Origin of the sequence: Pseudocitrobacter cyperus, assembly GCF_039889165.1 — a bacterium.
Taxonomy (GTDB): Bacteria; Pseudomonadota; Gammaproteobacteria; order Enterobacterales; family Enterobacteriaceae; genus Pseudocitrobacter; species Pseudocitrobacter cyperus.
The window spans coordinates 188,577-212,997 of record NZ_JAYMYY010000002.1 but is presented as its reverse complement, the minus strand read 5'-3'; the positions used below and the strand labels follow the sequence as shown (position 1 = coordinate 212,997).

General features: G+C 54.2%; 21 protein-coding genes. 10 read left to right on the top strand and 11 right to left on the bottom strand.

What is annotated here, in order from left to right; all coding sequences use genetic code 11:
* Window positions 1-2 precede the first annotated feature (2 nt).
* From VSR74_RS09760 to VSR74_RS09740, 5 genes are read right to left on the bottom strand one after another with little or no spacing between them, the layout of a single operon-like run.
* Complete coding sequence (locus tag VSR74_RS09760; protein WP_347794546.1) at window positions 3-821, bottom strand: PTS system mannose/fructose/sorbose family transporter subunit IID; 819 nt, start codon at window positions 819-821, stop codon at window positions 3-5.
* Window positions 821-1,618, bottom strand: coding sequence for a PTS mannose/fructose/sorbose/N-acetylgalactosamine transporter subunit IIC (locus tag VSR74_RS09755; RefSeq protein ID WP_347794545.1), 798 nt, complete (start codon window positions 1,616-1,618; stop codon window positions 821-823). The genes VSR74_RS09760 and VSR74_RS09755 overlap by 1 nt, the downstream gene beginning before the upstream one ends.
* 10 nt (window positions 1,619-1,628) lie before the next feature.
* Entirely contained in the window at window positions 1,629-2,123 is a 495-nt protein-coding gene (locus tag VSR74_RS09750) for a PTS system mannose/fructose/N-acetylgalactosamine-transporter subunit IIB (protein WP_347794544.1), read from the bottom strand.
* Between the two features lie 10 nt (window positions 2,124-2,133).
* Window positions 2,134-2,562 (bottom strand): PTS sugar transporter subunit IIA, encoded by a 429-nt coding sequence (locus VSR74_RS09745; protein ID WP_347794543.1) that lies wholly within the window; start codon window positions 2,560-2,562, stop codon window positions 2,134-2,136.
* The gene (locus VSR74_RS09740) at window positions 2,562-4,310 is read right to left on the bottom strand and encodes a class I mannose-6-phosphate isomerase (protein ID WP_347794542.1); all 1,749 of its coding nucleotides are present in this window, start codon (window positions 4,308-4,310) and stop codon (window positions 2,562-2,564) included. The genes VSR74_RS09745 and VSR74_RS09740 overlap by 1 nt, the downstream gene beginning before the upstream one ends.
* A gap of 187 nt (window positions 4,311-4,497) precedes the next feature.
* Between VSR74_RS09740 and VSR74_RS09735 the strand changes: the two genes are divergently transcribed.
* The 5 genes from VSR74_RS09735 (at window position 4,498) to caiF (ending at window position 11,980) form a co-directional block, all read left to right on the top strand.
* Complete coding sequence (locus VSR74_RS09735; RefSeq protein ID WP_347794871.1) at window positions 4,498-5,514, top strand: LacI family DNA-binding transcriptional regulator; 1,017 nt, start codon at window positions 4,498-4,500, stop codon at window positions 5,512-5,514.
* Window positions 5,515-5,697: 183 nt separating this feature from the next.
* Complete coding sequence (gene dapB / locus VSR74_RS09730; RefSeq protein WP_347794541.1) at window positions 5,698-6,519, top strand: 4-hydroxy-tetrahydrodipicolinate reductase; 822 nt, start codon at window positions 5,698-5,700, stop codon at window positions 6,517-6,519.
* Window positions 6,520-6,974: 455 nt separating this feature from the next.
* A complete protein-coding gene (gene carA / locus VSR74_RS09725) occupies window positions 6,975-8,123 on the top strand; it encodes a glutamine-hydrolyzing carbamoyl-phosphate synthase small subunit (protein WP_347794540.1) in 1,149 nt (382 codons plus the stop codon).
* An 18-nt stretch (window positions 8,124-8,141) separates the two neighbouring features.
* A complete protein-coding gene (carB, locus tag VSR74_RS09720; RefSeq protein ID WP_347794539.1) occupies window positions 8,142-11,363 on the top strand; it encodes a carbamoyl-phosphate synthase large subunit in 3,222 nt (1,073 codons plus the stop codon).
* A 221-nt stretch (window positions 11,364-11,584) separates the two neighbouring features.
* Window positions 11,585-11,980: a carnitine metabolism transcriptional regulator CaiF gene (gene caiF, locus VSR74_RS09715; protein ID WP_347794538.1), complete on the top strand. Its 396-nt coding sequence runs from the start codon at window positions 11,585-11,587 to the stop codon at window positions 11,978-11,980.
* A gap of 38 nt (window positions 11,981-12,018) precedes the next feature.
* Here the strand turns inward: caiF and caiE are convergent, their stop codons facing one another.
* The 6 genes from caiE to caiT all read right to left on the bottom strand — a co-directional run bounded on the left by caiE (window position 12,019) and on the right by caiT (window position 19,076).
* Entirely contained in the window at window positions 12,019-12,609 is a 591-nt protein-coding gene (caiE, locus tag VSR74_RS09710) for a carnitine operon protein CaiE (protein WP_347794537.1), read from the bottom strand.
* A 56-nt stretch (window positions 12,610-12,665) separates the two neighbouring features.
* Complete coding sequence (gene caiD / locus VSR74_RS09705; protein WP_347794536.1) at window positions 12,666-13,451, bottom strand: crotonobetainyl-CoA hydratase; 786 nt, start codon at window positions 13,449-13,451, stop codon at window positions 12,666-12,668.
* Between the two features lie 48 nt (window positions 13,452-13,499).
* Complete coding sequence (gene caiC / locus VSR74_RS09700; RefSeq protein WP_347794870.1) at window positions 13,500-15,038, bottom strand: crotonobetaine/carnitine-CoA ligase; 1,539 nt, start codon at window positions 15,036-15,038, stop codon at window positions 13,500-13,502.
* A gap of 61 nt (window positions 15,039-15,099) precedes the next feature.
* Window positions 15,100-16,317: an L-carnitine CoA-transferase gene (gene caiB, locus VSR74_RS09695; protein WP_347794535.1), complete on the bottom strand. Its 1,218-nt coding sequence runs from the start codon at window positions 16,315-16,317 to the stop codon at window positions 15,100-15,102.
* 71 nt (window positions 16,318-16,388) lie between these two features.
* Window positions 16,389-17,531, bottom strand: a complete 1,143-nt coding sequence (gene caiA / locus VSR74_RS09690; RefSeq protein WP_347794534.1) for a crotonobetainyl-CoA dehydrogenase — start codon at window positions 17,529-17,531, stop codon at window positions 16,389-16,391.
* Between the two features lie 30 nt (window positions 17,532-17,561).
* The gene (gene caiT / locus VSR74_RS09685; RefSeq protein ID WP_347794533.1) at window positions 17,562-19,076 is read right to left on the bottom strand and encodes an L-carnitine/gamma-butyrobetaine antiporter; all 1,515 of its coding nucleotides are present in this window, start codon (window positions 19,074-19,076) and stop codon (window positions 17,562-17,564) included.
* Between the two features lie 480 nt (window positions 19,077-19,556).
* Between caiT and VSR74_RS09680 the strand changes: the two genes are divergently transcribed.
* The 5 genes from VSR74_RS09680 to VSR74_RS09660 all read left to right on the top strand — a co-directional run bounded on the left by VSR74_RS09680 (window position 19,557) and on the right by VSR74_RS09660 (window position 24,332).
* On the top strand, window positions 19,557-20,330 hold the full coding sequence (locus VSR74_RS09680; RefSeq protein ID WP_347794532.1) for an electron transfer flavoprotein FixA: 774 nt from the start codon (window positions 19,557-19,559) through the stop codon (window positions 20,328-20,330).
* A gap of 11 nt (window positions 20,331-20,341) precedes the next feature.
* A complete protein-coding gene (locus VSR74_RS09675) occupies window positions 20,342-21,283 on the top strand; it encodes an electron transfer flavoprotein subunit alpha/FixB family protein (protein WP_347794531.1) in 942 nt (313 codons plus the stop codon).
* Between the two features lie 51 nt (window positions 21,284-21,334).
* Window positions 21,335-22,621 (top strand): FAD-dependent oxidoreductase FixC, encoded by a 1,287-nt coding sequence (gene fixC, locus VSR74_RS09670; RefSeq protein ID WP_347794530.1) that lies wholly within the window; start codon window positions 21,335-21,337, stop codon window positions 22,619-22,621.
* Entirely contained in the window at window positions 22,618-22,905 is a 288-nt protein-coding gene (gene fixX / locus VSR74_RS09665; protein ID WP_149463066.1) for a ferredoxin-like protein FixX, read from the top strand. Before fixC ends, fixX begins: the two co-directional genes overlap by 4 nt.
* 95 nt (window positions 22,906-23,000) lie before the next feature.
* A complete protein-coding gene (locus VSR74_RS09660) occupies window positions 23,001-24,332 on the top strand; it encodes an MFS transporter (protein ID WP_347794529.1) in 1,332 nt (443 codons plus the stop codon).
* Window positions 24,333-24,421: the final 89 nt, after the last annotated feature.

The window sequence follows — 24,421 nt, the reverse complement described above, 5'->3', positions numbered from 1 at the left end:
TCTTACCCGGCAAACAGGCCACTTGCCACGCCAATCGCCGCTACAACCAGCAACAACAACATGGCTTTGACCGGAGAGACTCCGCGTTTTGCCATCACATACCAGGTACCCAGTACCACGATCAGCGGCAGAAGCTGCGGGAAGATGCCATCCAGCATCTGTTGAAGATGAATATTTACCCCGTCTTTAGTGATGAACTCCAGCCCGGTGCCGAGTTTGACATAACTTGCCGCGACGCCGCCCATCACAAAAACGCCCAGCAATGACAGGGCTTCACGCAGACGTGTGGATTTACTGCTGACCAGCATCTCCACCGAACCGGAACCCATCTGGTAGCCTTTCAGAAACAGGAACCACGACCCGGGGATAATGATCGCCAGCCAGGCAACAATATAAAACAGCGGCCCGAGCACGTTTCCGCCGGCGGCCAGCGCCATGCCGATACTGAGCAAAATCGGGATTAACATCCCGGGGATCATGGAGTCGCCGATCCCTGCAATTGGCCCCATCAGGCCGACTTTCAGCGTGTTGATCGTTTCGCCGTCAATAGGTTCGCCGTTGGCTTTTTTCTCCTCCAGACCCAGCGCCATGCCGTTGACGATTGCGCCAAGCTGCGGTTCGGTGTTGTAGAACGACGCGTGGCGGCGCAACATTTCGGTGCGTTCGGCGGGGTCGGGATAGAGTTTTTTCGCGACCGGCAGCATACTCAGGCAGAAGCCAAAAGATTGCAGACGTTCAAAGCTCATCGACGAGAGGTTGTGCATCATCCATGCCCGCCAGCAGCGGCGCAAATCCGTGCGTGTGAGTTTACGTTCTTCCATCAAAATTCATCCTCATCGTCGACCTTTGCCGCAGGCGTTGCCGCGACCGGAGCTTCAGGTTTGTAGTTGTAGTGAATCAACGCCAGTAGTGCGCCGACGATCACCAGCGCCACCATATTCAGCTTCAGAAAAACGATGCACACGAAGCCGACCAGGAAGTAAATCAACATGGTGTAGTTTTTGATTATCTGTTTTAACAGAATGGCTATCCCAACCGCGGGAAGGATGCCGCCCAGCACGTTCATCGTGGAGAGCACCACATTGGGCAGGCTTTCCATAAAGCCGCTGATGTACTGCGAGCCAAAATAGACGGCGATAAAGGTGGGGACGAAGCGCAGTATGAAGTTCGTTGCCTGCGGGAAGATCACACTGTTGAGATAGATGCCGCGCGCATCATCCCGCTCAATGGCGGTGTCGGCGCGATGGTTCCAGAATGAGTTGACGACCATCATGGTATTAAACAGAATCGTCCCGGCAATACCGATGGTTGCCGCCAGCGCTACCGCAACCTCCGGCCCTTGCCCTGAAAGGATCCCCAGCGCAATGGCGGGATAAGCGACAAAGTTTAAGTCGGCGGGCATTGAGCCGCCGGGCGTCACCATCGCAATATAAACCGCCTGCACGGCAACGCCGATCATAATGCCCGTTTTTACATCCCCCAGGATTAGACCGACCAGTAGACCCGATACCAGCGGTCGCGTAATCAAATACCAACCGCCCGTCAGACCCAGTAACCAGGGGCAACTTAATGCGCCAAGGTAACAGAGTATGCCAATGAGTGTGGCTTCGAAAATCATCGTATGCTCCTTATTTCAGTTTTTGCCGGGCATCCTGCCAGCTATAAAAACTGGCATCGGGAACCAGACGAAATTCGATATGATGGCCCTGTTCCATTAGCCAGTTGAAGGCTGCGATTTCGTCGCTGTTGACGGATTGGTTCGGGCCGATGGTTGTGGTATTTGCACGGGCGCTCATCGGGCCAACGTTGATTTTTCCGTTGGCGTTTTTCAGGCTAATACCGGCCTGTTCGATACGTTGCAGCGTGAGCGGGGATTTACCAATCACAAAATAACGCTTCTCGCTGGCGATCACTTTTGGCAACTTTTCAATGGCCGTCGCGGTGTTAAACAGCCAGACTTTTGTATCCGGTACTGCGCCTTTCATCACGGACGAGAGCAGGGGGTCGGCTGCGACTGCGTCATCAATGGCGACAATGCCGTCACAAGGCAGCTCTTTTGCCCAGCGGGTGACGAGTTGCCCATGGATGACGCGGTCATCTATGCGGACAAATGAGATACTCATAATCGGCTCCTTAAAAATCATCCGACTGCACTGACAGGGTCAGAGTAGCCAGGGTAATCGTAGGTTGGGTTAATGCAATTAGCTGTTGTGCTGCGATGTTGGCATCCTCTAAGTGCGCCACCTCGTCGGTTTGCAGCAGCATAGGGAAATTGACGCCAGCGACCACGGCGACAGGCGGCTGCGTTTGCGGCGAAAAACTGTGCAGGCAGGCCACATTCCACGGTGTACCGCTTTGCATATCACACAGCACCACTACGCCGCTTGCGCCCTGCCCGGCACTTTGCAGCACCTGCGCGAAATCCTGTTTAAAGCCTTCAATACCGCGCTCTTCCGTTAGGGCTATCGCCTGAACGTGAGGCAGTTCGCCATAGACCATGCGGCTGCTTTCGAGTAGCGCGGTGGCCAGGGGGCCATGTGATGCGACAATAAAATGGATCATCACTCCCCCCTTACCCATGCTTTGATGGTGGCGAGCTGTTGCCCCTGGCTTCGATGGGTGGGCGAAATGCGATATTCGCCTACGTCAGCCGGAACGATAAAGGTTTCCGCGTAACGCACTACAAACGGCGAGAAGGCCTGGCTGGGGCTTTCAACGACAGCTTCATCTCCTTCCACCAGATTCAGCACGTTGACGCCGCTGCCCGTATGGTGAGAAACCGGGCCGGTAAACCAGTGACGACGCGTTTCGATAAATTCCCGTTCGTGCAGCCCGGTTCGTTCTTCGCGCCAGTGCTCTCCCTGTGCGATGGGTTCTATCCGATTTACCAGATTACGCATGACCCAGTCGGTATCACGCTGCCAGTCGATAACCTGCTCGCCATGTTGCAGATGAACCGGGCGCGGCAGGCCATCCATACCCAGGCGCCCCCAGTCCCACAGTTTGAAGGTGAAGATGTAAGGGGTGGCGCTGATCTCAAGCACCATCGTACCCGCGCCGGAGCAGTGGACTGTGCCTGCGGGAATCAAAAAGTGATCGTGCTTTTTAGCCGGTAACTGATTGACGAACTTAGCGTCATCAAAGGCTTTTTCACCTCTGGCGGCGGCATGTAAATCGTCCAGCATCGCTTGTGGATGTATGCCGTTTTTTGTCCCCAGATAGACATGCGCATGGGGCTCGGCATCAAGAATGTAGTAGCTCTCATCCTGGGTGTAATGCATTCCAAACTGCTGCTGGATGTATTCCGTTAGCGGATGCACCTGAAAACTCAGATTTTGTCCCTGCATGGTATCGAGAAAATCGAAACGAATAGGGAACTCCGCGCCAAAACGGGCGTGGACACGATCGCCCAGCAGCGCACGAGGTTGCAGCAGGATCAGATCCTGAGAGGGGATCTCGATCCGCACGTTACCAAAACGTAGCAGCAGGCTGTTTTCCTCGGGCACGCAATCAAAACACCATGCATAGTTTGGTGCCGTGGGATCGAGATCGAATTGATGCTTCATCCACTGTCCCCCCCAGATGCCGGGGTCGAAAAAAGGCATCACGCGGAAGGGGCGTTTCGTGGTTTGTTGTAGGCCGGCACGCAGGGCTTCGCCGCTGACCATCGCGGGGTTGCCGGGTTGGGTGGTATCCAACAGAAAATCGGCGCGCTGCAGCAGCGGTGTTTTATGTCGGTCGAAGACCCGCCACTCAATAAAAAAGGCGCGTTTATAGCGACGAAGCATATCTTCATCGCGATTTTCCGCACCCCAGTTTCCCAGCTCGCCACGGCGCATCCGCTGCTGGATTTCCCATCTTGGCAGGTCTGCGTAGATCAGCACATCCCCCGAGTGCACCAGCGCAGCGCCAGGGCCATAAATAATCGTCAGCCCCTGATTTTCTCTGGCCTGTTCGCGTAAATTCTCTATTTTCTGAGAGTCAAAAAACTCATTTAAATGATGGCAGGAAAGTACACCGAAAACGCGGTCGTCGGTGAGGTTGCGTGCCAGCAAATGGTGTAATGCTGTTTTATCCAGACGTGCAGATTCGACGTTCAGAAGCAGGCTGGGTGTCAACAGAGGAAAGAGATGTCGCTCCAGCTCATTCAGGTCAACGCCAGGGTAGCAATCCACAATAAGCGTCGCCTTCGACTGCTGCGCTAAGCGCTGACGCAGGGTAGCGATAATCGGCTCCCAGCCCTGCCAGGCATCATGATCGTATCCGCTAATCGCGACCTCAGGGTACTTATCGTAAACGGTGTGGGTCATCGGTAATCTCCTTCGTCTTTGAATTAAGATTAATCGATTAACCGTTTTAGGAAAGAGTGGTTAACGCGATTAACCTGCCAGTTTTCACAAGTCGCGGCTATTCCAGCAGGAGAGTGTGAAGCGACTCACAGGCATTAATGCAAATAAAAGGTTATTCGATTAATCTAAAGGGAAAAGAGAGGTGATGATGACAACGATAACCCTGGCGCAGGTCGCCGCGCACGCAGGTGTATCCACCGCGACCGTATCGATGGTATTGCGCAACCGGGGGCGGATTTCTCAGGCAACCCGTGAACGGGTGCTGAAAGCGCTGGATGATACAGGCTATGTCTATAACCAAACGGCCGCTAACCTGCGCAATCGCCGCAGTAATCAGGTCGGTTTGCTACTGCACGACATTACAAACCCGTTTTATGGTGAAATGACGGCTGGGTTGAGTCATGAGATGGAACGGCATGAGCTACTGCTCTTTCTGGCGAACAGTGAAGAGTCCGGCGAGCGCCAGCAGCGATTTGTCGATTCATTGATGCGTAACAGCGCCTGCGGGATGGTGTTGTGCGCGGCGCGAGAAACGCCGCAATCCTTTTTCGATGGCCTGAAACGGCGCAACATTCCGGCGATCATGGTTGTCAGGCCGCTTAACGATCCGGATTTTGATTTTGTCGGCACCGACAATTTTCTCGGCACCCAGATGGCGACGGCGCACCTGATTAAGCTGGGGCATCGGAATATTGCGTTTATAGGCGGCAGTCAAAATTCCGGCACCCGCGCCCAGCGAATTGGCGGTTTTACCAGTAAACTTCTGGAAAACGGTATTTCACCCAATGCCGAGTGGATAGTGACGTCTCAGGCCAGCCAAAGCGATGGGGCGCGGGTGGCAGAGGAACTTCTGCATCGTTATCCGCAAATCACCGCCGCGGTGTGTTATCAGGATATCGTCGCGCTGGGAGTGATGCTCACCCTGCGCAAAAGGGGGCGTGAGCCGGGGCGAGACTTTGCGCTGGTGGGTTTTGATGATATTACTGAGGCAGCGCTGGTGCAGCCTGCATTAACCACGGTCTCCGTCGCGGCCAAAGAAATTGGCCGCAAAGCAGGGGAGTTGCTCTATAGCCGTATTCAGGGCAACGATGAGCCGCCAAAGCGGATTATTCTGCCGCCCGCGCTGGTGATCCGCCAGTCCTGTGGTTTCGCTCCCGCAGAATAAGAACGTTACGCTTGATATGTGATTCCAGCCCATGATTCGTCCTTTCCGATGAATCATGGCTTTTACTGATATTCCCCTCTGTTTATCATTTAATTCTAATTATGGACGTTTTCAACTGGCAGCCTGCGGGCGGGCTGGTTACTCTGAGAACGGTTTACGCAAAATTAACAAAAGAGAATAGCTATGCATGATGCACAAATCCGTGTCGCCATTGCCGGTGCTGGCGGACGTATGGGACGCCAGTTAATTCAGGCGGCAATCGCAATGGACGGCGTTCAGTTGGGCGCGGCGCTGGAACGCGAAGGATCAAGCCTGTTGGGCAGCGATGCGGGCGAGCTGGCGGGCGCGGGGAAAACCGGCGTTACCGTTCAGAGTAGCCTCGACGCGGTTAAAGATGATTTTGATGTATTTATCGATTTTACCCGCCCGGAAGGCACGCTGACGCATCTGGCGTTCTGTCGTGAACACGGGAAAGGCATGGTTATTGGAACCACTGGTTTTGATGATGCCGGCAAGCAGGCGATCCGCGATGCCTCTCAGGAGATAGCGATTGTCTTTGCGGCCAACTTCAGCGTGGGGGTAAACGTCATGCTTAAGTTGCTGGAGAAAGCCGCCAAAGTGATGGGCGACTATACCGACATCGAAATTATTGAAGCACATCATCGCCATAAAGTTGATGCGCCGTCAGGCACTGCGCTGGCAATGGGTGAGGCGATTGCCGGGGCGCTGGATAAAGATCTCAAGGAGTGCGCCGTTTACAGCCGTGAAGGTTATACGGGTGAGCGTGTGCCGGGTACCATTGGTTTTGCCACCGTGCGGGCGGGCGATATCGTCGGTGAACATACGGCGATGTTCGCCGATATTGGCGAACGTGTGGAGATCACCCACAAAGCCTCCAGCCGCATGACATTTGCCAACGGAGCGGTGCGTTCCGCTTTGTGGCTTAAAGCCAGGAAAAACGGTCTTTTTGATATGCGCGATGTGCTTAATTTGAATGAATTATAGTATTTATTACCCATCGTGATGTGGTATTGCAATCAGTAAGACATTGATTGCATAGGGCAATATTTTATTGCCCTTTATTTTATCTGTTTTTAGTTACTTTTCTCTTCTTGTTTCCTATAAAAGCACATTATCCGTCCATTTTTTGTTGTTTGAATGTAAATTTTGACCGGATGGTCTACTTTTTTCTCCCTTAATCCCATTTTTAACATTCTTCTTGCCGCGCAAGCGTTTTCTGTGGGTAGTTAGGTGATCTTTTTGCCAGCTAAAAGCGTTAGTTAAATCCAGTGGCGCAAAATAATAATAAAAAATGCCCTTTAAGGTAGACTTTTGTCCGGGCTCTCTCTAGAATGCCGCCGTTTGCCAGAAATTCAAAGGTAAGCAGATTTGCATTGATTTATGTCACCATTGTGAATTAATATGCAAATAAAGTGAGTGAATATTCTCTGGAGGGTGTTTTGATTAAGTCAGCGCTATTGGTTCTGGAAGACGGAACCCAGTTTCACGGTCGGGCCATAGGGGCAACAGGTTCGGCGGTTGGGGAAGTTGTTTTCAATACGTCTTTGACCGGTTATCAAGAAATCCTCACTGATCCTTCCTATTCTCGCCAAATCGTTACTCTTACTTATCCTCATATCGGCAATGTCGGCACCAATGCTGCTGACGAAGAGTCTTCTCAGGTTCACGCGCAAGGTCTGGTTATTCGCGACCTGCCGCTGATTGCCAGCAACTACCGCAATACAGAAGATCTCTCTTCTTACCTGAAGCGCCATAACATCGTGGCGATTGCCGATATCGATACCCGTAAGCTGACGCGTCTGCTGCGCGAAAAGGGCGCACAAAACGGCTGCATTATTGCAGGCGATAACCTGGACGCCGCACTGGCGCAGGAAAAAGCGAAAGCCTTCCCTGGTCTGAACGGGATGGATCTGGCAAAAGAAGTCACCACCCGCGAATCCTATAGCTGGACGCAGGGTAGCTGGACGCTGGCAGAAGAACTGCCGGAAGCGAAAAAAGAAGAAGAACTGCCATTCCACGTCGTTGCCTACGATTTTGGCGCGAAACGCAATATTCTGCGTATGCTGGTGGATCGCGGCTGCCGCCTGACCATTGTTCCGGCACAAACTTCTGCAGAAGATGTGCTGAAAATGAATCCGGACGGCGTGTTCCTTTCCAATGGCCCTGGCGACCCGGCACCGTGTGATTACGCAATTACCGCTATCCAGAAATTCCTCGAAACCGACATCCCGGTCTTCGGCATCTGCCTCGGCCATCAGCTTCTGGCGCTGGCGAGCGGGGCGAAGACCATCAAGATGAAGTTCGGCCACCACGGCGGCAACCATCCGGTGAAAGATATCGATAATAACGTGGTGATGATCACCGCGCAGAACCACGGTTTTGCCGTCGATGAAGCGACGCTGCCGGCAAACCTGCGCGTGACGCATAAATCCCTGTTTGATGGCACGCTGCAGGGTATCCACCGTACCGATAAGCCAGCGTTCAGTTTCCAGGGCCACCCGGAAGCGAGCCCAGGCCCGCACGATGCCGCACCGCTGTTCGACCACTTTATCGAGCTTATCGAGCAATACCGTCAGTCCGCGAAATAATCAGGAGTTATAAGAGCCATGCCAAAACGTACAGACATAAAAAGTATCCTGATTCTGGGTGCGGGCCCGATCGTTATCGGCCAGGCGTGTGAGTTTGACTACTCCGGCGCCCAGGCGTGTAAAGCGCTGCGCGAAGAGGGTTATCGCGTTATCCTGGTGAACTCCAACCCGGCAACCATCATGACCGACCCGGAAATGGCCGATGCGACCTACATCGAGCCGATTCAGTGGGAGGTGGTGCGTAAGATTATTGAAAAAGAGCGCCCGGATGCGGTGCTGCCGACCATGGGCGGCCAGACGGCGCTGAACTGTGCGCTGGAACTCGAGCGTCAGGGCGTGCTCGAAGAGTTCGGCGTCACCATGATTGGTGCCACTGCCGATGCGATTGATAAAGCAGAAGATCGTCGCCGCTTCGACGTGGCGATGAAGAAAATCGGCCTTGATACGGCGCGTTCCGGTATCGCGCACACCATGGAAGAAGCTTTGGCGGTCGCCGCTGAAGTCGGCTTCCCGTGCATTATCCGCCCTTCCTTCACCATGGGCGGCACCGGCGGCGGTATCGCTTATAACCGCGAAGAGTTCGAAGAGATTTGCGAACGCGGGCTGGATCTCTCCCCAACCAACGAACTGCTGATTGATGAGTCGCTGATTGGCTGGAAAGAGTACGAGATGGAAGTGGTGCGTGATAAAAACGATAACTGCATCATCGTCTGCTCTATCGAAAACTTCGATGCGATGGGCATCCACACCGGTGACTCCATCACCGTAGCCCCGGCGCAAACCCTGACCGATAAAGAGTATCAAATCATGCGTAACGCCTCGATGGCGGTACTGCGTGAAATCGGCGTCGAAACCGGCGGCTCTAACGTTCAGTTCTCGGTTAACCCGAAAAATGGTCGTCTGATTGTTATCGAAATGAACCCGCGTGTGTCTCGCTCCTCGGCGCTGGCGTCGAAAGCCACCGGCTTCCCGATTGCTAAAGTGGCGGCGAAACTGGCGGTGGGCTACACCCTTGACGAGCTGATGAACGATATCACCGGCGGCCGTACTCCGGCTTCTTTCGAGCCGTCCATCGACTACGTTGTGACCAAAATACCTCGCTTTAACTTCGAGAAATTCGTCGGCGCCAATGACCGTTTAACCACCCAGATGAAATCGGTCGGTGAAGTGATGGCGATTGGCCGCACGCAGCAGGAATCTCTGCAAAAAGCGCTGCGCGGCCTGGAAGTCGGGGCGATGGGCTTTGACCCGAAAGTGAGCCTTGATGACCCGGAAGCGCTGACCAAAATCCGCCGCGAACTGAAAGACGCAGGCGCAGAGCGTATCTGGTACATCGCCGATGCCTTCCGCGCGGGTCTCTCCGTGGACGGTGTATTCAACCTGACCAACATCGACCGCTGGTTCCTGGTGCAAATTGAAGAGCTGGTGCGTCTGGAAGAGAAAGTGGCGGAAGTGGGCATCAATGGCCTCGACGCCGACTTCCTGCGCACCCTGAAACGCAAAGGCTTCGCCGATGCGCGGCTGGCAAAACTGGCGGGCGTGCGTGAAGCGGAAATCCGCAAGCTGCGTGACCAGTACAACCTGCACCCGGTCTACAAGCGTGTGGATACCTGCGCGGCAGAATTTGCCACCGACACCGCGTACATGTACTCCACCTATGAAGATGAGTGCGAATCCAACCCGTCTGACCGTGACAAAATCATGGTGCTTGGCGGCGGCCCGAACCGTATCGGTCAGGGTATCGAGTTTGACTACTGCTGCGTTCACGCCTCGCTGGCGCTGCGCGAAGACGGTTACGAGACCATTATGGTCAACTGTAACCCGGAAACCGTCTCCACTGATTACGACACCTCCGACCGTCTCTACTTCGAGCCGGTGACGCTGGAAGATGTGCTGGAAATTGTACGCATCGAGAAGCCGAAGGGCGTTATCGTCCAGTACGGCGGCCAGACGCCGCTGAAACTGGCACGCGCGCTGGAAGCGGCTGGCGTACCGGTTATCGGCACCAGCCCGGATGCTATCGACCGCGCGGAAGACCGTGAGCGTTTCCAGCACGCGGTTGACCGTCTGAAACTGAAACAACCGGCAAACGCCACCGTTACCACGATTGAAATGGCGGTGGAGAAGGCGAAAGAGATTGGCTACCCGCTGGTGGTGCGTCCGTCCTACGTTCTCGGCGGTCGCGCGATGGAAATCGTCTATGACGAAGCGGATCTCAAGCGCTACTTCCAGACCGCGGTCAGCGTCTCCAACGATGCGCCGGTTCTGCTCGACCGTTTCCTTGACGACGCGGTAGAAGTGGATGTCGATGCCATTTGCGACGGTGAAACGGTGCTGATTGGCGGCATCATGGAGCATATCGAACAGGCTGGCGTGCACTCCGGTGACTCCGCCTGTTCTCTGCCAGCCTACACCCTGAGCCAGGAAATTCAGGATGTGATGCGCCAGCAGGTGCAGAAGCTGGCCTTTGAATTGCAGGTGCGCGGCCTGATGAACGTGCAGTTTGCGGTGAAAGACAACGAAGTCTACCTGATTGAAGTCAACCCGCGCGCGGCGCGTACCGTACCGTTTGTCTCCAAAGCGACTGGCGTACCGCTGGCGAAAGTGGCGGCGCGTGTGATGGCAGGCAAAACGCTGGCCGAACAGGGCGTGACCAAAGAGATCATCCCGCCGTACTACTCGGTGAAAGAAGTGGTGCTGCCGTTCAACAAATTCCCGGGCGTTGACCCGCTGTTAGGGCCAGAAATGCGCTCTACCGGGGAAGTGATGGGCGTCGGTCGCACCTTCGCGGAAGCTTTCGCAAAAGCGCAACTGGGCAGTAACTCCACCATGAAGAAACAGGGTCGTGCGCTGCTCTCCGTGCGCGAAGGCGATAAAGAGCGCGTGGTCGACCTGGCGGCGAAACTGCTGAAGCATGGTTTCGAACTGGATGCGACCCACGGCACGGCGATTGTGCTGGGTGAAGCCGGTATCAACCCGCGCCTGGTGAACAAGGTGCATGAAGGTCGTCCGCACATTCAGGATCGTATCAAGAATGGCGAATACACCTACATCATCAACACCACCGCAGGTCGTCAGGCGATTGAAGACTCCAAGCTGATTCGCCGCAGCGCGCTGCAGTACAAGGTACATTACGACACTACCCTGAACGGCGGTTTCGCAACGTCCATGGCGCTGAATGCGGATGCGAAAGAGAAAGTGATTTCAGTGCAGGAAATGCACGCGCAGATCGCTAAGTAATCGTATCCTGCTGGCCTGATAAAAACGGTTCCTGAAGAGGAACCGTTTTTTTATGCCTTCAGGTTATTCCTGGCGCTTAATCTGTTTTCATTGTAACAACCACGATTTAGATCACATCCTTCAACATTTAACTCGCATACCATCCCATATAACCATGTTCTTTGTGCGGCTTAATGTCCGCAGAATATAACCGATTTTTAATTCGTGAAAATGGTGTAATTATGAGTGAACAATGTGTTGGCAAACCACTCTACTTGTTAATTGCCGAATGGATCATGGCAGAAGATCGTTGGGTAACTGCAAGGGAGATCTCCATTCATTTCGATATTGAACACTGCAAGGCAATTAATACGCTCTCTTATATTCTTTCCGAGATAGGGGAAATTAGCTGTGAGGTCAAGATGATCCCCAATAAGCTGGAAGGGCGGGGATGTCAGTGCCAGCGGCTGGTGAAAGTGGTCGGGATCGATGCCCAGCTTTATGCCCGGGTGAACCATCACGAGCGGGAAAAAATGGCTGGCGTGAGGAAAACGCCGCATGTTCCTGCGGCGCTGCCAGCCGGGCTTAATCGCGAGCAAAAATGGCAAATGATGTTGTCTAAAAGTATGCGTCGATAATGATGCTTCGCCGGAGGGCGTCGCGCCATCCGGCAGTATCACCGCTTCGGTTGTACCGATGTTGTCCCTTTCAGGCGCGGTCGATTGTTTTCCTTTTCCGTTAACGGTTCCGTTAACTGTAATCCTGTTTTACAACGTATTGCCAGATCCTGATATTCCCGGGTATTCAGCCGCTTCCAGCGCATCTCTTCGTCGGTTACTTCGCGTAAAAAGCGGGCCGGGGAGCCCACCAGCATTTGCCGGGGCGAACCGGAAAACCCGGCTTTCACAAAGCTCATGGCGGCAACAATGCTCTCATCGCCAATCACCGCGCCATCCATGATGACGCTGTTCATGCCGATTAAGGCGTCGCGGCCAATCACACAACCGTGAAGGATCGCCCCGTGCCCGATATGACCGTTTTCCCGCACGATGGTGTCCGTATCGCAGTAGCCATGCATGATGCAGCCATCCTGAAGATTCGATCCGGCTTCAAGGATAAGCCGTCCGTAATCGCCACGTAGCGAAGCGTGCGGGCCAACATAAACCCCGGCGCTCACAATCACGTCGCCAATCAGCACTGCGCTTGGGTGGACGTAAGCCTGCGGGTGAACGACGGGTATGAGCCCTTCAAAGGCGTATATGCTCATTTTGACTCCTGTGCCGTGATGAGCCGGATAAGCGCTGCGCCATCCGGCTCATCACCTCAGCGTCCTTTCCACACCGGCTCGCGTTTTTCGGCGAACGCCAGCGGGCCTTCAATGGCGTCTTCGGAATGCAGTACCGCCGGGTAGTGTTTCAACGCTCCGCTACGCATGAAGCGATAGCCCTCTTCAACGCTCATTTCGCTGGTAGTGCGGTAGATCTCTTTCAGTGCCGCCAGCGCCAGCGGCGCGCTTTGCACCAGTTGTTGCGCCAGTTCACGCGCATGGGCCATGAGTTCAGGCTGTGCCACCACGCGGTTTACAATGCCCCAGCGCTGCGCTTCTTCTGCCGTCATGCGTCGCCCGGTCATCACCATTTCGTTGAGAATTGCAGGAGGAAGATATTTTGGTAAACGCAGCACTCCGCCGCTGTCCGGCACAATACCGAGTTTGGCTTCCGGTAGGGCGAAACTGGCATTTTCCGCACAGAGGATGAAATCGGCCGCCAGCGCCAGTTCGAAACCGCCGCCAAAGGCGTAGCCGTTAACGGCGGCTATTACCGGTTTGTCGAGGTTGAAGATCTCGGTTAATCCGGCGAATCCGCCAGGGCCGAAATCGGCATCCGGCGCTTCCCCGTCGGCGGCCGCTTTCAGATCCCAGCCTGCGGAAAAAAACTTTTCTCCTGCGCCAGTGATAATTGCGACGCGGAGAGTTGGGTCATCGCGGAAATTAAGAAACACTTCGCCCATTTCGAAACTGGTTCTGGCATCAATTGCATTGGCTTTCGGGCGATCCAGGGTTATTTCCAGAATCGCGCCATTGCGGGTCAGATGTAATGAATCACTCATTTTCACTCCTTGTTCGGTTTTCCGGCGGCATTGCTGCCGCTATTGTTGTTATCTCAGGTTTTTCTTGATTATTTTTCCTGAGCAGTTACGGGGCAGGTCAGTTCTTATCTCCATATAAGACGGCACTTTAAATTTCGCCATATGTGCTTCGCAGTAGCTGAAAAACTCCTCGTCGCTTAAGGTTTCACCCTCATTGAGAACCACGAAGGCTTTAATCGCTTCATCGCGAATAGCATCTTTAATGCCGATAACCACAATGTCCTGAATCTTGGGATGGGCAGCGATAATATTTTCCAGCTCGACGCAGGAGACGTTTTCACCACCGCGTTTAATCATGTTGCAGCGTCGATCTAAGAAGTAGAAAAAGCCCTCTTCATCGCGATAGCCGGAATCCCCGGTGTGTAACCAGCCATCGGCCTGTAACGCTTTTTCGGTGGCATCGGGGCGCAGGTAGTACTCCTTAAAAATCGTTTTCCCCGGCTCGCCTTTAATGCAAATTTCACCCACTTCGCCCGGCGGCAGCGGCCTGTTTTGATCGTCGCGGATCTCCGCTTCGTAGCAAAAGCCAGGGCGGCCAATCGACGGCCAGCGCCGCTTATCGCCGGGGCGGTCGCCAATGATCCCAACGATGGTCTCGGTCATGCCATATGAGGTTAGTAATCTCACGCCAAAACGTTCGATAAACGCGTCTTTCTCCGCGACGGAAAGATTCAGGTAATACATTACTTCGCGTAACCGATGTTGCCTGTCGGATGGCGCGGGCGGCTGTACCATCAGGGTGCGAATCATCATCGGAATACACTCCGTGACCGTCGCGTCGTAACGGCGAACCTGCCCCCAGAAGGCGCGAGCGCTGTATTTTTCAATCAGCACAAATGTTGCTCCGGCGGAAAATGCCGCCATCGCCGCCGTACACTGGCAATCGATATGGAATGCCGGCATCACCGTCAGGTAGACATCATCCGCGCGCAGGCCACACTGCCAGGAGGAGTAATATCCCGCGAAACGAAGATTGTAGTGAGTGATCACCACCCCTTTGGGGCGTGACGTGGTGCCGGAGGTAAACAGGATCTCGGCGGTATCTTCCGGGCTTAAGGGCGGGGCATAGCGTAGCGTTGCGGGCTGCTCCGCTTTCAGTCGCTGGAAATGACGCGCCTCGTCGCTATCAATCAGGCAGATAGTTTCCAGTTGTGTGGAATGCGCTTCACGAATCCGGCAATACATCGGATAAAAACGCGAAGACGTCACCAGCAGGCGCGCCTGGCAGTGATGCAGAATCCATGAGCTCTCTTCCTGTAATAGCCGTGCGTTAATCGGCACCATAATGGCGCCGATTTTCGCCAGCCCAAACCAGCAGAAAATAAACTCCGGACAGTTATCGAGATGCAGTGCAACGGTGTCGCCTTTACGTACACCCAGCGAGTGAAACAGGTTCGCCGTGCGGGTGATCTCCGCGTTGAGTGCGGCGTAGCTAAATTGCTGCACTTCCCCCTCGCAGGACTCCGTTATCAACGCCGTTTTCTCTCCATAAACTTCCGCCAGGTCATCCCACATCTGACGCAAGTGTTGCCCGCCTACCATATCCATTGCGCATTCACCCACAAAATAGTCCTGATCGTTAGCCGGGGAGCCCGACTAACGTATCCTGTTAATCCTCAACTTTGGCCAGCCCTTTGCCGACCAGCGCCTGAATATCGCTTTCGCTATAGCCGATATTTTTCAGAATGGCGGCGGTGTCCATGCCGTGCGATGGCATACCACGCCAGATTTTCCCTGGGTTGTTTTTGAATTTCGGCATTACATTCGGGCCTTTACAGGTGCGGCCGTCCATGGTTTGCCATTGGGTAATGGATTCACGAGCGACGTACTGTGGGTTGCCTTCCAGCTCCGGGATGGTCAGCACTTTGGCGCAGGCAATATTCAGCTCGGCAAAACGTGCTTTGACGTCAGCGATGGTATGTACCGCCAACCATTCATCAAGCTTCTCTTCTACCAGTGGGCCATAGGGACACTCAATGCGATGGATCAACTGTGTGCCTTCCGGAACCTCCGGCGTACCAAGAATGTGTGCCAGGCCAATATCTTTGAAGCATTCATTGATTTGCGTAATGCCAACCAGCTCCATCACGATGTAGCCATCGGCGCACTTATAGAGCCCGCAACCGGCGTAGTAGGGGTCTTTCCCTTTGGTCATGCGGGGGCAAATTTCGCCGCCGTTGAAGTAGTCCATCATGAAGTACTGGCCCATGCGCAGCATCACTTCATACATTGCGATATCAATGCTTTCGCCTTTGCCGGTTTCCCGCACTTTATACAGCGCCGCCAGCGCCGAGGTGGTGGCCGTCATCCCGGAGAAATAGTCTGCGGTATAGGGGAAGGCGGGCATTGGTTGATCGACATCGCCGTTCTGAATCAGGTAGCCGCTAAAGGCCTGGGCGATGGTGTTATAAGCAGGAAGGTTGGTGTACTCATCGGTACCGTACTGCCCGAAGCCGGAAAGGTGGGCAATAACCAGTTTCGGGTTGTGCTGCCACAGTACTTCATCGGTAATGCCGCGGCGCGCAAATGCCGGGCCTTTGCTGGCTTCAATAAAAATGTCGGTGGTTTCCATTAACTTCAGAAATGCTTCCCGCCCTTCATCTTTGAAGATATTCAGCGAAAGCGCATGCAGGTTACGGCGGGAAAGCTGCGGGTAGTTAGGCTGCACGCGGATGGTGTCGGCCCAGGCGACGTTCTCGATCCAGATAACCTCTGCGCCCCATTCGGCAAACATCTGCCCGGCGAAGGGGCCGGCAATTTCAATCCCGGAAAATACAACACGCAGCCCGGCAAGGGGGCCGAAGGCGGGCATAGATAAATGAGTCATAAATGAGCTCCTGGCGTATTTGTTATGTGCAGGCCTGCTGGCGCAACCGGTCAGGCCTGCAGAGGCCATGGTTAACGATATTGCTTCAGTACAGAGCGACCGAGTGTCAGGATCTGCATTTCATCAGAGCCGCCGGAGACGCGGTCTACGCGCAGGTCACGCCAGAAGCGGGTGATGCGGTGATTACCGGCAATCCCCACGCCGCCGAGAACCTGCATCGCGGTATCCACCACTTCAAATGCGGCATTGGCGCAGAAGTATTTGCACATTGCCGCATCGCCGGAGGTAATGGTGTTGTTATCTGCTTTCCAGGCTGTTTCCAGCAGCATGTTTTTCATGGCGTTAAGCTTGATGGCCATGTGGGCAAACTTCTCCTGGATAAGCTGGAAGCGGCCAATGGTTTCGCCAAACTGCACACGCTGGTTGGCATAGCGGGCGGCATCTTCAAAAGCACACATTGCAGTGCCATAGTTGGTTAGCGCCACCAGGAAGCGTTCGTGATCGAACTCCTCCTTCACGCGGTTGAAGCCGTTGCCTTCGCGGCCAAACATGTCTTTCTCTTCCAGTTCAACGTCGTCGAAAGTCAGTTCGCAGCAGCTATCCATGCGCAGACCGAGTTTTTCCAGCTTATTAATCTTGATGCCCGGTTTGCTCATGTCGACGCACCATTCGGTGTAAATCGCTTTATCCGGCGACGCGCCATCGCGGGCCATCACCACCACATACGGGGTGTAGGCGCTGCTGGTGATGAAGCACTTGCTGCCGTTGAGGTAAACCTTGCCGTTTTTGCGGGTGTAGGTGGTTTTCAGGCTGCCGACGTCAGAACCTGCGCCCGGTTCGGTGATGGCCGAGTTCCACATCTGCTTCCCGGTACCCTGGAAGGCCATGATTTTGTCTATCTGCTCCTGAGTCCCCTCGCGCAGGAAGGTGTTGAAGCCGCCTGGCAATTGGTAAAGCACGTAGGTTGGCGCACCGAGACGGCCCAGCTCCATCCACACGGCTGCGACGGTAACGAAACCGGCATCCAGACCGCCGTGTTCTTCCGGCAGCAGCAGGCTGTCGATGCCCATATCAGCCAGCGCTTTCACAAAACGTTCCGGGTAGACGCTGTCGCGGTCGCATTCGGCGAAATAGGCTTCCCAGTTTTCACTGGCCATCAGTTCACGAATACCGGCGACAAACAGTTCCTGCTCATCATTCAAATTGAAATCCATCTTCTAACCTCTTAATCGTGTTGGGTTTAATTAGTCTTTCCAGTTCTGCTTCGCGTCTTTAATAAAGGAGAGCGTCACCATAATGTTGACGAAGAACAGCGGGCAGCCGCCGGCGATAATGGCCGTCTGAATCGGCTTCAGGCCGCCAAGCGCCAGCAGCACAATGCCGATAATGCCCACCAGAACTGACCAGCCGATACGCACCAGCAGCGGCGGCTCTTCGCCATCGCGAACTTCGCGGCAGGTGGACATCGCCAGGGTGTAGGAGCAGGCGTTAATCAGCGTGACGGTGGCGATAAAACAGAGGATGAAGAATCCCCACATGGTGGCGGTGCTGAGCGGCAGGGCAGCCCAGGTTTCAATAATGGCGCGCGGTACGCCGTGCTGTTCAATCAGTTGAGGAATGTTGAGGATGTTTTGATCCATCAGCAGCAGGGTGTTACTGCCGAGTACCGTCCACAATATCCAGGTGGATGCGGTCAGCCCCAATACCATGCCGAAGCAGAGTTCACGCACGGTACGGCCACGGGAGATACGGGCCAGGAAAATACTCATCTGGATGGCGTAAATCACCCACCATGCCCAGTAAAAGACCGTCCAGCCCTGCGGGAAACCGCCTTTGCCAACGGCGTCGGTATAGAACAGCATCCGCGGCAGATGCATCAGTAGCATCCCGACGGAGTCAGTGAAGTAGTTCATGATGAAGCTGGCGCCGCTGACGATAAACACCCAGCCCAGCATCAGAAAACTCAGGTAGCTGCGAACGTCACTGGCAATCTTCACCCCTTTTTGCAGGCCGCAGGCGACGCAAATGGCGTTCAAAATAATCCAGCAGGTGATAATGATGGCATCGAGTTGCAGCGTATGCGGGATACCGAAGAGCCATTGCATGCACTCAGTCACCAGCGGCGTCGCCAGACCAAGGCTGGTGCCCATCGCGAAGATCAGCGCCACCAGATAGAAGTTATCGACGATAGTGCCAAACAGGCCTTTTGCATGTTTTTCACCCACCAGTGGCACCAGGGTGGAGCTGGGGCGAATCACGTCCATCTTGCGAACAAAGAAGAAGTAAGCAAAGGCGACAGAGAGGAAGCTATAGGTTGCCCACGGCAGCGGCCCCCAGTGGAACAAGCTGTAGGCCAGGCCAATCTCTTTCGCCCCGGTCGAGTTAGGCGCCAGTGCGAACGGTGGGGTGGAGATGTAGTAGTAGATTTCGATGGAGCCCCAGAACAGCACGGCGGCTGAAGTACAGGAGGCGAACATCATAAAAATCCAGCTTGCGGTACTGAACTCCGGTGGTTCATTGCCTAATCTCTTTTTGGCATAGGGGCCAAATACCAGCCAGAACCAGCCAAATAGCATCACCACCATGTACCATTCAAATGCCCAGCCCCAGACATTGGTGACATAGCTAAATACGGCATTAATAACAACGTTCGCTGCATCCAGATCGCGAACAGTTAGCCAGCAAAGTATTCCGACAATAATTAACGGCGGGAAAAAAACCTTTGGTTCAATTCCTGACTTTTTCTTTTCATTTTTCATGAGTCAATTCCACTGTGAAGACTAAAATTATTTAGCGTTCCCGGTTGTTCTATTTTTTGTCTATTATTGTTAATGATTTATTAATAACTTTTCGACCTCAAAGGGATGCAAGAAAGTAACTCATAATGGGTATTCATGTTGGGCTGTTCTGTGATTTTGGTCACGTTTTAACATGAGGGTGATTAAGCGATTTAGACTTGAATTAATTGTTTATTATCAGTTGTTTGGGTGTTTTATTGTGGCCTGTTTATTCGGTTGTCTTTCAATATTGGTGATCTGCGAAACAATATTGAAAATCTTAATGGTGATGTTATTTGTTCAATATTATTTGAGGCAGATAACATTATTGAAAGTTGTATTCTTCAGCGTGTGACATTTTCAATATTGGTGATTATTGTTTTGTTTCTGAATTAACGAGCGTGATATCTCTTTACCACCGCCGATATGGACGATGATCCCTTCATGATTTCTGGAGATGCAATGAAGATAATTACTTGCTACAAGTGCGTACCTGATGAACAGGATATTGCTGTCAATAACGCTGATGGTTCATTAGATTTCAGCAAAGCGGATGCGAAGATCAGTCAATATGATCTGAACGCAATTGAAGCCGCGAGCCAGTTAAAGCAGCAGGTCGGTGACGTACAAATCGTCGCCATGAGCGTGGGCGGCAAGGCGCTGACCCATGCTAAAGGGCGCAAAGATGTGCTCTCCCGCGGGCCGGATGAACTGGTGGTTGTGATTGACGATCAATTCGAGCATGCGTTGCCGCAGCAGACTGCCGCCGCGCTGGCTGCCGCTGCGCAGAAATCAGGTTTTGATCTGATTCTTTGCGGCGATGGATCTTCCGACCTTTACGCGCAGCAGGTTGGTCTGCTGGTAGGGGAAGCGTTGGCTATCCCGGTGGTGAATGGGGTGAGCAAGATCCTCTCTCTGGCCGATAACCAGCTTACCGTTGAACGCGAGCTGGAAGACGAAACCGAAACGCTGGTTATTCCGCTGCCTGCGGTTGTTGCGGTTTCAACCGATATCAATACCCCACAGATCCCTTCGATGAAAGCCATTCTGGGTGCGGCGAAAAAGCCGGTTCAGGTCTGGTCGCCAGCGGATATTGGCTTTAGCGCCCAGGAAAGCGCCTCAACGCAGCAGGTTGCCGCGCCGAAACAGCGCGAGCGTCAGCGCATCATCATTGAAGGTGATGGCGAAGAACAGATCGCCACTTTTGTCGACCATCTGCGCAAAATCATTAACTAATAGGGGATGTTATGAGCAAGTTTTCCAGTGTCTGGGTATTCAGCGATACCCCTTCTCGCCTGCCGGAACTGATGAGTGGCGCACAGGTTTTAGGTGAACAGATTCATGCTTTCACCCTTAGCGATGCCGATAGCGTGCTGGCGTTTCAGTTGGGGGCAAATCAGGTTTGGCAGCTTAGCGGTAAACCGGACGATCGTCTGATGGAAGATTATGCCGGAGTGATGGCCGATACCGTTCGTCAACACGCCTCCGGTGGGATGATCTTGTTGCCGAACAGCCGTCGCGGCAAATTGCTGGCGGCGAAACTCGGCTTTCGTTTATCGGCCGCGGTGTCTAACGATGCCAGCGCAGTTACGGTGCTGGATGGTGCAGCCGTTGTTAAGCATATGGTGTATGGCGGGCTGGCGATGGGTGAAGAGACGATCCGTTCGCCGTTTGCGGTTATGACGCTCAGCAGCGGCACCTTTGAGGCTGTGCAGCCTGATGCTTCGCTTACGGGCGATGCGCAGAAGGTGGAGTGGCAAGCTCCCGCCGTTGCCATCACTCGCACGGCGACACGGCCACGTCAGGGCAGCAATGTCGATCTTGATAAAGCGCGGCTGGTAGTCAGCGTGGGTCGCGGTATTGGCAGCAAAGAAAATATCCCGCTTGCCGGGGCGCTGTGCCAGGCGATTGGCGCCGAGCTTGCCTGTTCGCGCCCGGTCGCAGAGAACGAAAAATGGATGGAGCATGAGCGCTATGTCGGGATCTCCAACCTGATGCTTAAGCCGGAACTCTATCTGGCGGTGGGCATTTCCGGGCAGATCCAGCATATGGTCGGCGCGAACGGGGCCCAGACGATCTGCGCGATCAACAAAGATAAAAATGCGCCGATCTTCCAGTACGCGGATTTCGGCATCGTTGGCGATCTGATGAAGATCCTGCCTGAACTGACCCGCGCACTTGCCCGCTAACTCCTCTTAACAGGGCGTTTTACGCCCTGTCTTCTGACTTCTGGAGTCGTTATGTCTGAAGATATCTTTGACGCCATTATCGTGGGTGCCGGGCTTGCAGGTTCGGTGGCCGCGCTGGTGCTGGCTCGTGAAGGAGCCGATGTGCTGGTTATTGAACGCGGTAATTCAGCGGGGGCGAAAAACGTCACCGGCGGGCGCATTTACGCGCATAGCCTGGAGCGCATTCTTCCCGGATTTGCCGACACGGCGCCCGTTGAGCGGCGCATCACCCATGAAAAACTCGCCTTTATGACCGAAAAAGGGGTGATGACCATGGACTATCTCAACGCCAGCGAGGCCAGCGCCTCGCAGGTCTCTTATTCGGTGCTGCGCAGTAAATTTGATGCCTGGCTGATGGCGCAGGCGGAAGAGGCGGGCGCGCAACTGATCACCGGGATCCGCGTCGATAACGTGGTGCAGCGTGAGGGCAAAGTCATTGGCGTAGAGGCTGATGGCGATATCCTCGAAGCGAAGGTGGTGATCCTCGCGGATGGCGTAAATTCACTGCTGGCAGAAAAACTCGGCATGGCGAAGCGGGTGGATGCCGCCAACGTCGCCGTCGGCGTGAAAGAGCTTATCGAGTTGCCGAAATCGGTGATTGAAGATCGCTTTCAGCTTCAGGGTAACGAAGGGGCCGCTTGTCTGTTTGCGGGCTCACCGACGGATGGCCTGATGGGCGGAGGCTTTCTCTATACCAATGAAGACACCCTCTCGCTGGGGCTGGTCTGCGGGTTGCACCATCTGAAGGATGCGAAGAAATCCGTGCCGCAAATGCTCGAAGATTTTAAACGGCATCCGGCGGTTGCCCCGCTGATTGCGGGCGGGAAGATGGTTGAGTATTCCGCGCACGTGGTGCCGGAGGCGGGCATGAATATGCAGCCGGAACTGGTGGGCGATGGTGTGCTGGTTGCCGGTGACGCCGCCGGAATGTGCATGAACCTTGGTTTTACCATTCGTGGAATGGATTTAGCGGTAGCGGCAGGAGAAGCGGCAGCGAAAACGGTGTTATCCGCGAAGCGCCGCAACGATTTTAGCCGCAATAGCCTGGCTGAATATCGCCAGCATCTCGATAACGGGCCGATGCGCGACATGCGTATGTATCAGCGTCTGCCCGCATTCCTGGACAATCCCCGCATGTTTACCCGCTATCCGGAAATGGCCGTGAGTATCGCCCGTGACCTGTTCACCATTGATGGCAGCGCGCCGGTAGCGATGCGTAAAAAAATCCTTCAGCACGCGAAGAAAGTGGGCTTCATCAATCTGATGAAAGACGGTATTAAAGGAGCGACCGCATTATGACTTCCCCCGTGAATGTCGACGTCAAACTGGGCGTCAATAAATTCAATGTCGATGAAGAGAATCCGCACATCATTCTGAAAACAGACCCCGATAAAGCGGCGCTGGACGTGCTGGTGAAAGCCTGCCCCGCTGGCCTCTATAAAAAGCAGGATGATGGCAGCGTGCGTTTTGATTACGCCGGATGCCTGGAGTGCGGCACCTGCCGTATTCTTGGGCTGGGGACGGCGCTGGAAAAATGGGAATATCCGCGCGGCACCTTTGGCGTGGAGTTTCGCTATGGGTGAGGTTTGTGCCGGATGCATGAAAATCGCGTATTCGTTTTTTTCCAGGCCGGATAAGGCGTAGCCGCCATCCGGCAGAAGCAACACAGGACATCACCATGCCGCAGCCCAGAAACTTTGATGACATCAAATTCTCCTCCATACACCGCAGGATCATGCTGTGGGGAAGCGGCGGGCCGTTTCTGGATGGATATGTGCTGGTGATAATCGGCGTGGCGCTGGAGCAGCTCACGCCTTTCCTCAAGCTCGATGCCGAATGGATTGGCCTGCTGGGCGCAGCAACGCTGGCGGGGTTATTTGTCGGCACCACGCTGTTCGGCTACATTTCCGATAAAGTCGGGCGGCGCAAAATGTTCCTGATCGATATCATCGCCATTGGGCTGATATCGGTCGCGACGATGTTTGTCTCTTCCCCCGTTGAGCTGCTGGTGATGCGGGTGCTGATTGGCATCGTGATAGGGGCGGATTATCCCATCGCCACCTCAATGATCACCGAGTTTTCAAACACCCGCCAGCGGGCGTTCTCTATCGGTTTTATCGCCGCCATGTGGTACGTAGGGGCAACCTGCGCCAATTTGGTGGGCTACTGCTTATATGACGTTGAAGGCGGCTGGCGCTGGATGCTCGGTAGCGCCTTTATTCCCTGCCTGATTATTTTGGTTGGTCGCTTCGACCTGCCCGAATCGCCGCGCTGGTTGTTGCGCAAAGGACGAGTGGAAGAGTGCCAGCAGATGATGATCAAACTGTTTGGCGAACCTGTTACCTTTGATGATGAGCCGCCGAAAGAGACGCGTTTTCTGCAACTCTTCAATCGCCGTCATTTCCCGTTTGTGCTGTTTGTTGCCGCCATCTGGACATGCCAGGTGATCCCAATGTTCGCTATCTACACTTTCGGGCCGCAAATTGTTGGCCTGCTGGGCTGGGAACAGGGAAGAAATGCCGCGCTGGGCAACGTGGTGATCAGCCTCTTTTTTATGCTGGGCTGCGTGCCGGCGATGTTCTGGCTTAACAGCATCGGTCGGCGCATGTTGCTCATCGGCAGCTTTCTGATGATGACGCTGGCGCTGGCTTTACTGGGGGTTGTCTCTAACCTCGGGATTGGCCTGGTTGTATTTGCCTTTGCGGTGTACGCGTTCTTCTCCGGCGGGCCGGGCATTTTACAATGGCTCTATCCGAACGAACTCTTTCCAACCGATATTCGCGCTTCCGCCGTGGGGGTGATTATGTCCCTCAGTCGCATTGGCACGATTGTCTCGACCTGGGCGTTGCCGGTGTTTATCACTCGCTATGGCATTAACAACGTGATGCTGATTGGGGCGGGAATATCGTTCGTCGGGCTGGCGATTTCAATAATGTTTGCCCCGGAGACGCGGGGCATGTCGCTGACCCAAACGGCCAATATGACGATTCGCGGCAGGTCGCTCTCCTGAACCGCGTCGCGACCTTCAGAGTGTTCTGGTTCTTTTATGTCCGACAGCACGTTAGTCTATAGTTAACAATTACATGACATAAATTGACT

Bases quoted from the DNA above. Each gene is read 5' to 3' on its own strand.
- VSR74_RS09760 (WP_347794546.1), bottom strand. From the start codon at position 821: ATGGAAGAACGTAAACTCACACGCACGGATTTGCGCCGCTGCTGGCGG.
- VSR74_RS09740 (WP_347794542.1), bottom strand. From the start codon at position 4,310: ATGACCCACACCGTTTACGATAAGTACCCTGAGGTCGCGATTAGCGGA.
- carB (WP_347794539.1), top strand. From the start codon at position 8,142: ATGCCAAAACGTACAGACATAAAAAGTATCCTGATTCTGGGTGCGGGC.
- VSR74_RS09735 (WP_347794871.1), top strand. From the start codon at position 4,498: ATGACAACGATAACCCTGGCGCAGGTCGCCGCGCACGCAGGTGTATCC.
- caiE (WP_347794537.1), bottom strand. From the start codon at position 12,609: ATGAGCATATACGCCTTTGAAGGGCTCATACCCGTCGTTCACCCGCAG.
- caiB (WP_347794535.1), bottom strand. From the start codon at position 16,317: ATGACTCATTTATCTATGCCCGCCTTCGGCCCCCTTGCCGGGCTGCGT.
- VSR74_RS09675 (WP_347794531.1), top strand. From the start codon at position 20,342: ATGAGCAAGTTTTCCAGTGTCTGGGTATTCAGCGATACCCCTTCTCGC.
- caiA (WP_347794534.1), bottom strand. From the start codon at position 17,531: ATGGATTTCAATTTGAATGATGAGCAGGAACTGTTTGTCGCCGGTATT.
- VSR74_RS09745 (WP_347794543.1), bottom strand. From the start codon at position 2,562: ATGATCCATTTTATTGTCGCATCACATGGCCCCCTGGCCACCGCGCTA.
- dapB (WP_347794541.1), top strand. From the start codon at position 5,698: ATGCATGATGCACAAATCCGTGTCGCCATTGCCGGTGCTGGCGGACGT.
- VSR74_RS09680 (WP_347794532.1), top strand. From the start codon at position 19,557: ATGAAGATAATTACTTGCTACAAGTGCGTACCTGATGAACAGGATATT.
- VSR74_RS09660 (WP_347794529.1), top strand. From the start codon at position 23,001: ATGCCGCAGCCCAGAAACTTTGATGACATCAAATTCTCCTCCATACAC.
- caiT (WP_347794533.1), bottom strand. From the start codon at position 19,076: ATGAAAAATGAAAAGAAAAAGTCAGGAATTGAACCAAAGGTTTTTTTC.
- VSR74_RS09750 (WP_347794544.1), bottom strand. From the start codon at position 2,123: ATGAGTATCTCATTTGTCCGCATAGATGACCGCGTCATCCATGGGCAA.
- caiD (WP_347794536.1), bottom strand. From the start codon at position 13,451: ATGAGTGATTCATTACATCTGACCCGCAATGGCGCGATTCTGGAAATA.
- VSR74_RS09755 (WP_347794545.1), bottom strand. From the start codon at position 1,618: ATGATTTTCGAAGCCACACTCATTGGCATACTCTGTTACCTTGGCGCA.
- caiF (WP_347794538.1), top strand. From the start codon at position 11,585: ATGAGTGAACAATGTGTTGGCAAACCACTCTACTTGTTAATTGCCGAA.
- fixC (WP_347794530.1), top strand. From the start codon at position 21,335: ATGTCTGAAGATATCTTTGACGCCATTATCGTGGGTGCCGGGCTTGCA.
- caiC (WP_347794870.1), bottom strand. From the start codon at position 15,038: ATGGATATGGTAGGCGGGCAACACTTGCGTCAGATGTGGGATGACCTG.
- fixX (WP_149463066.1), top strand. From the start codon at position 22,618: ATGACTTCCCCCGTGAATGTCGACGTCAAACTGGGCGTCAATAAATTC.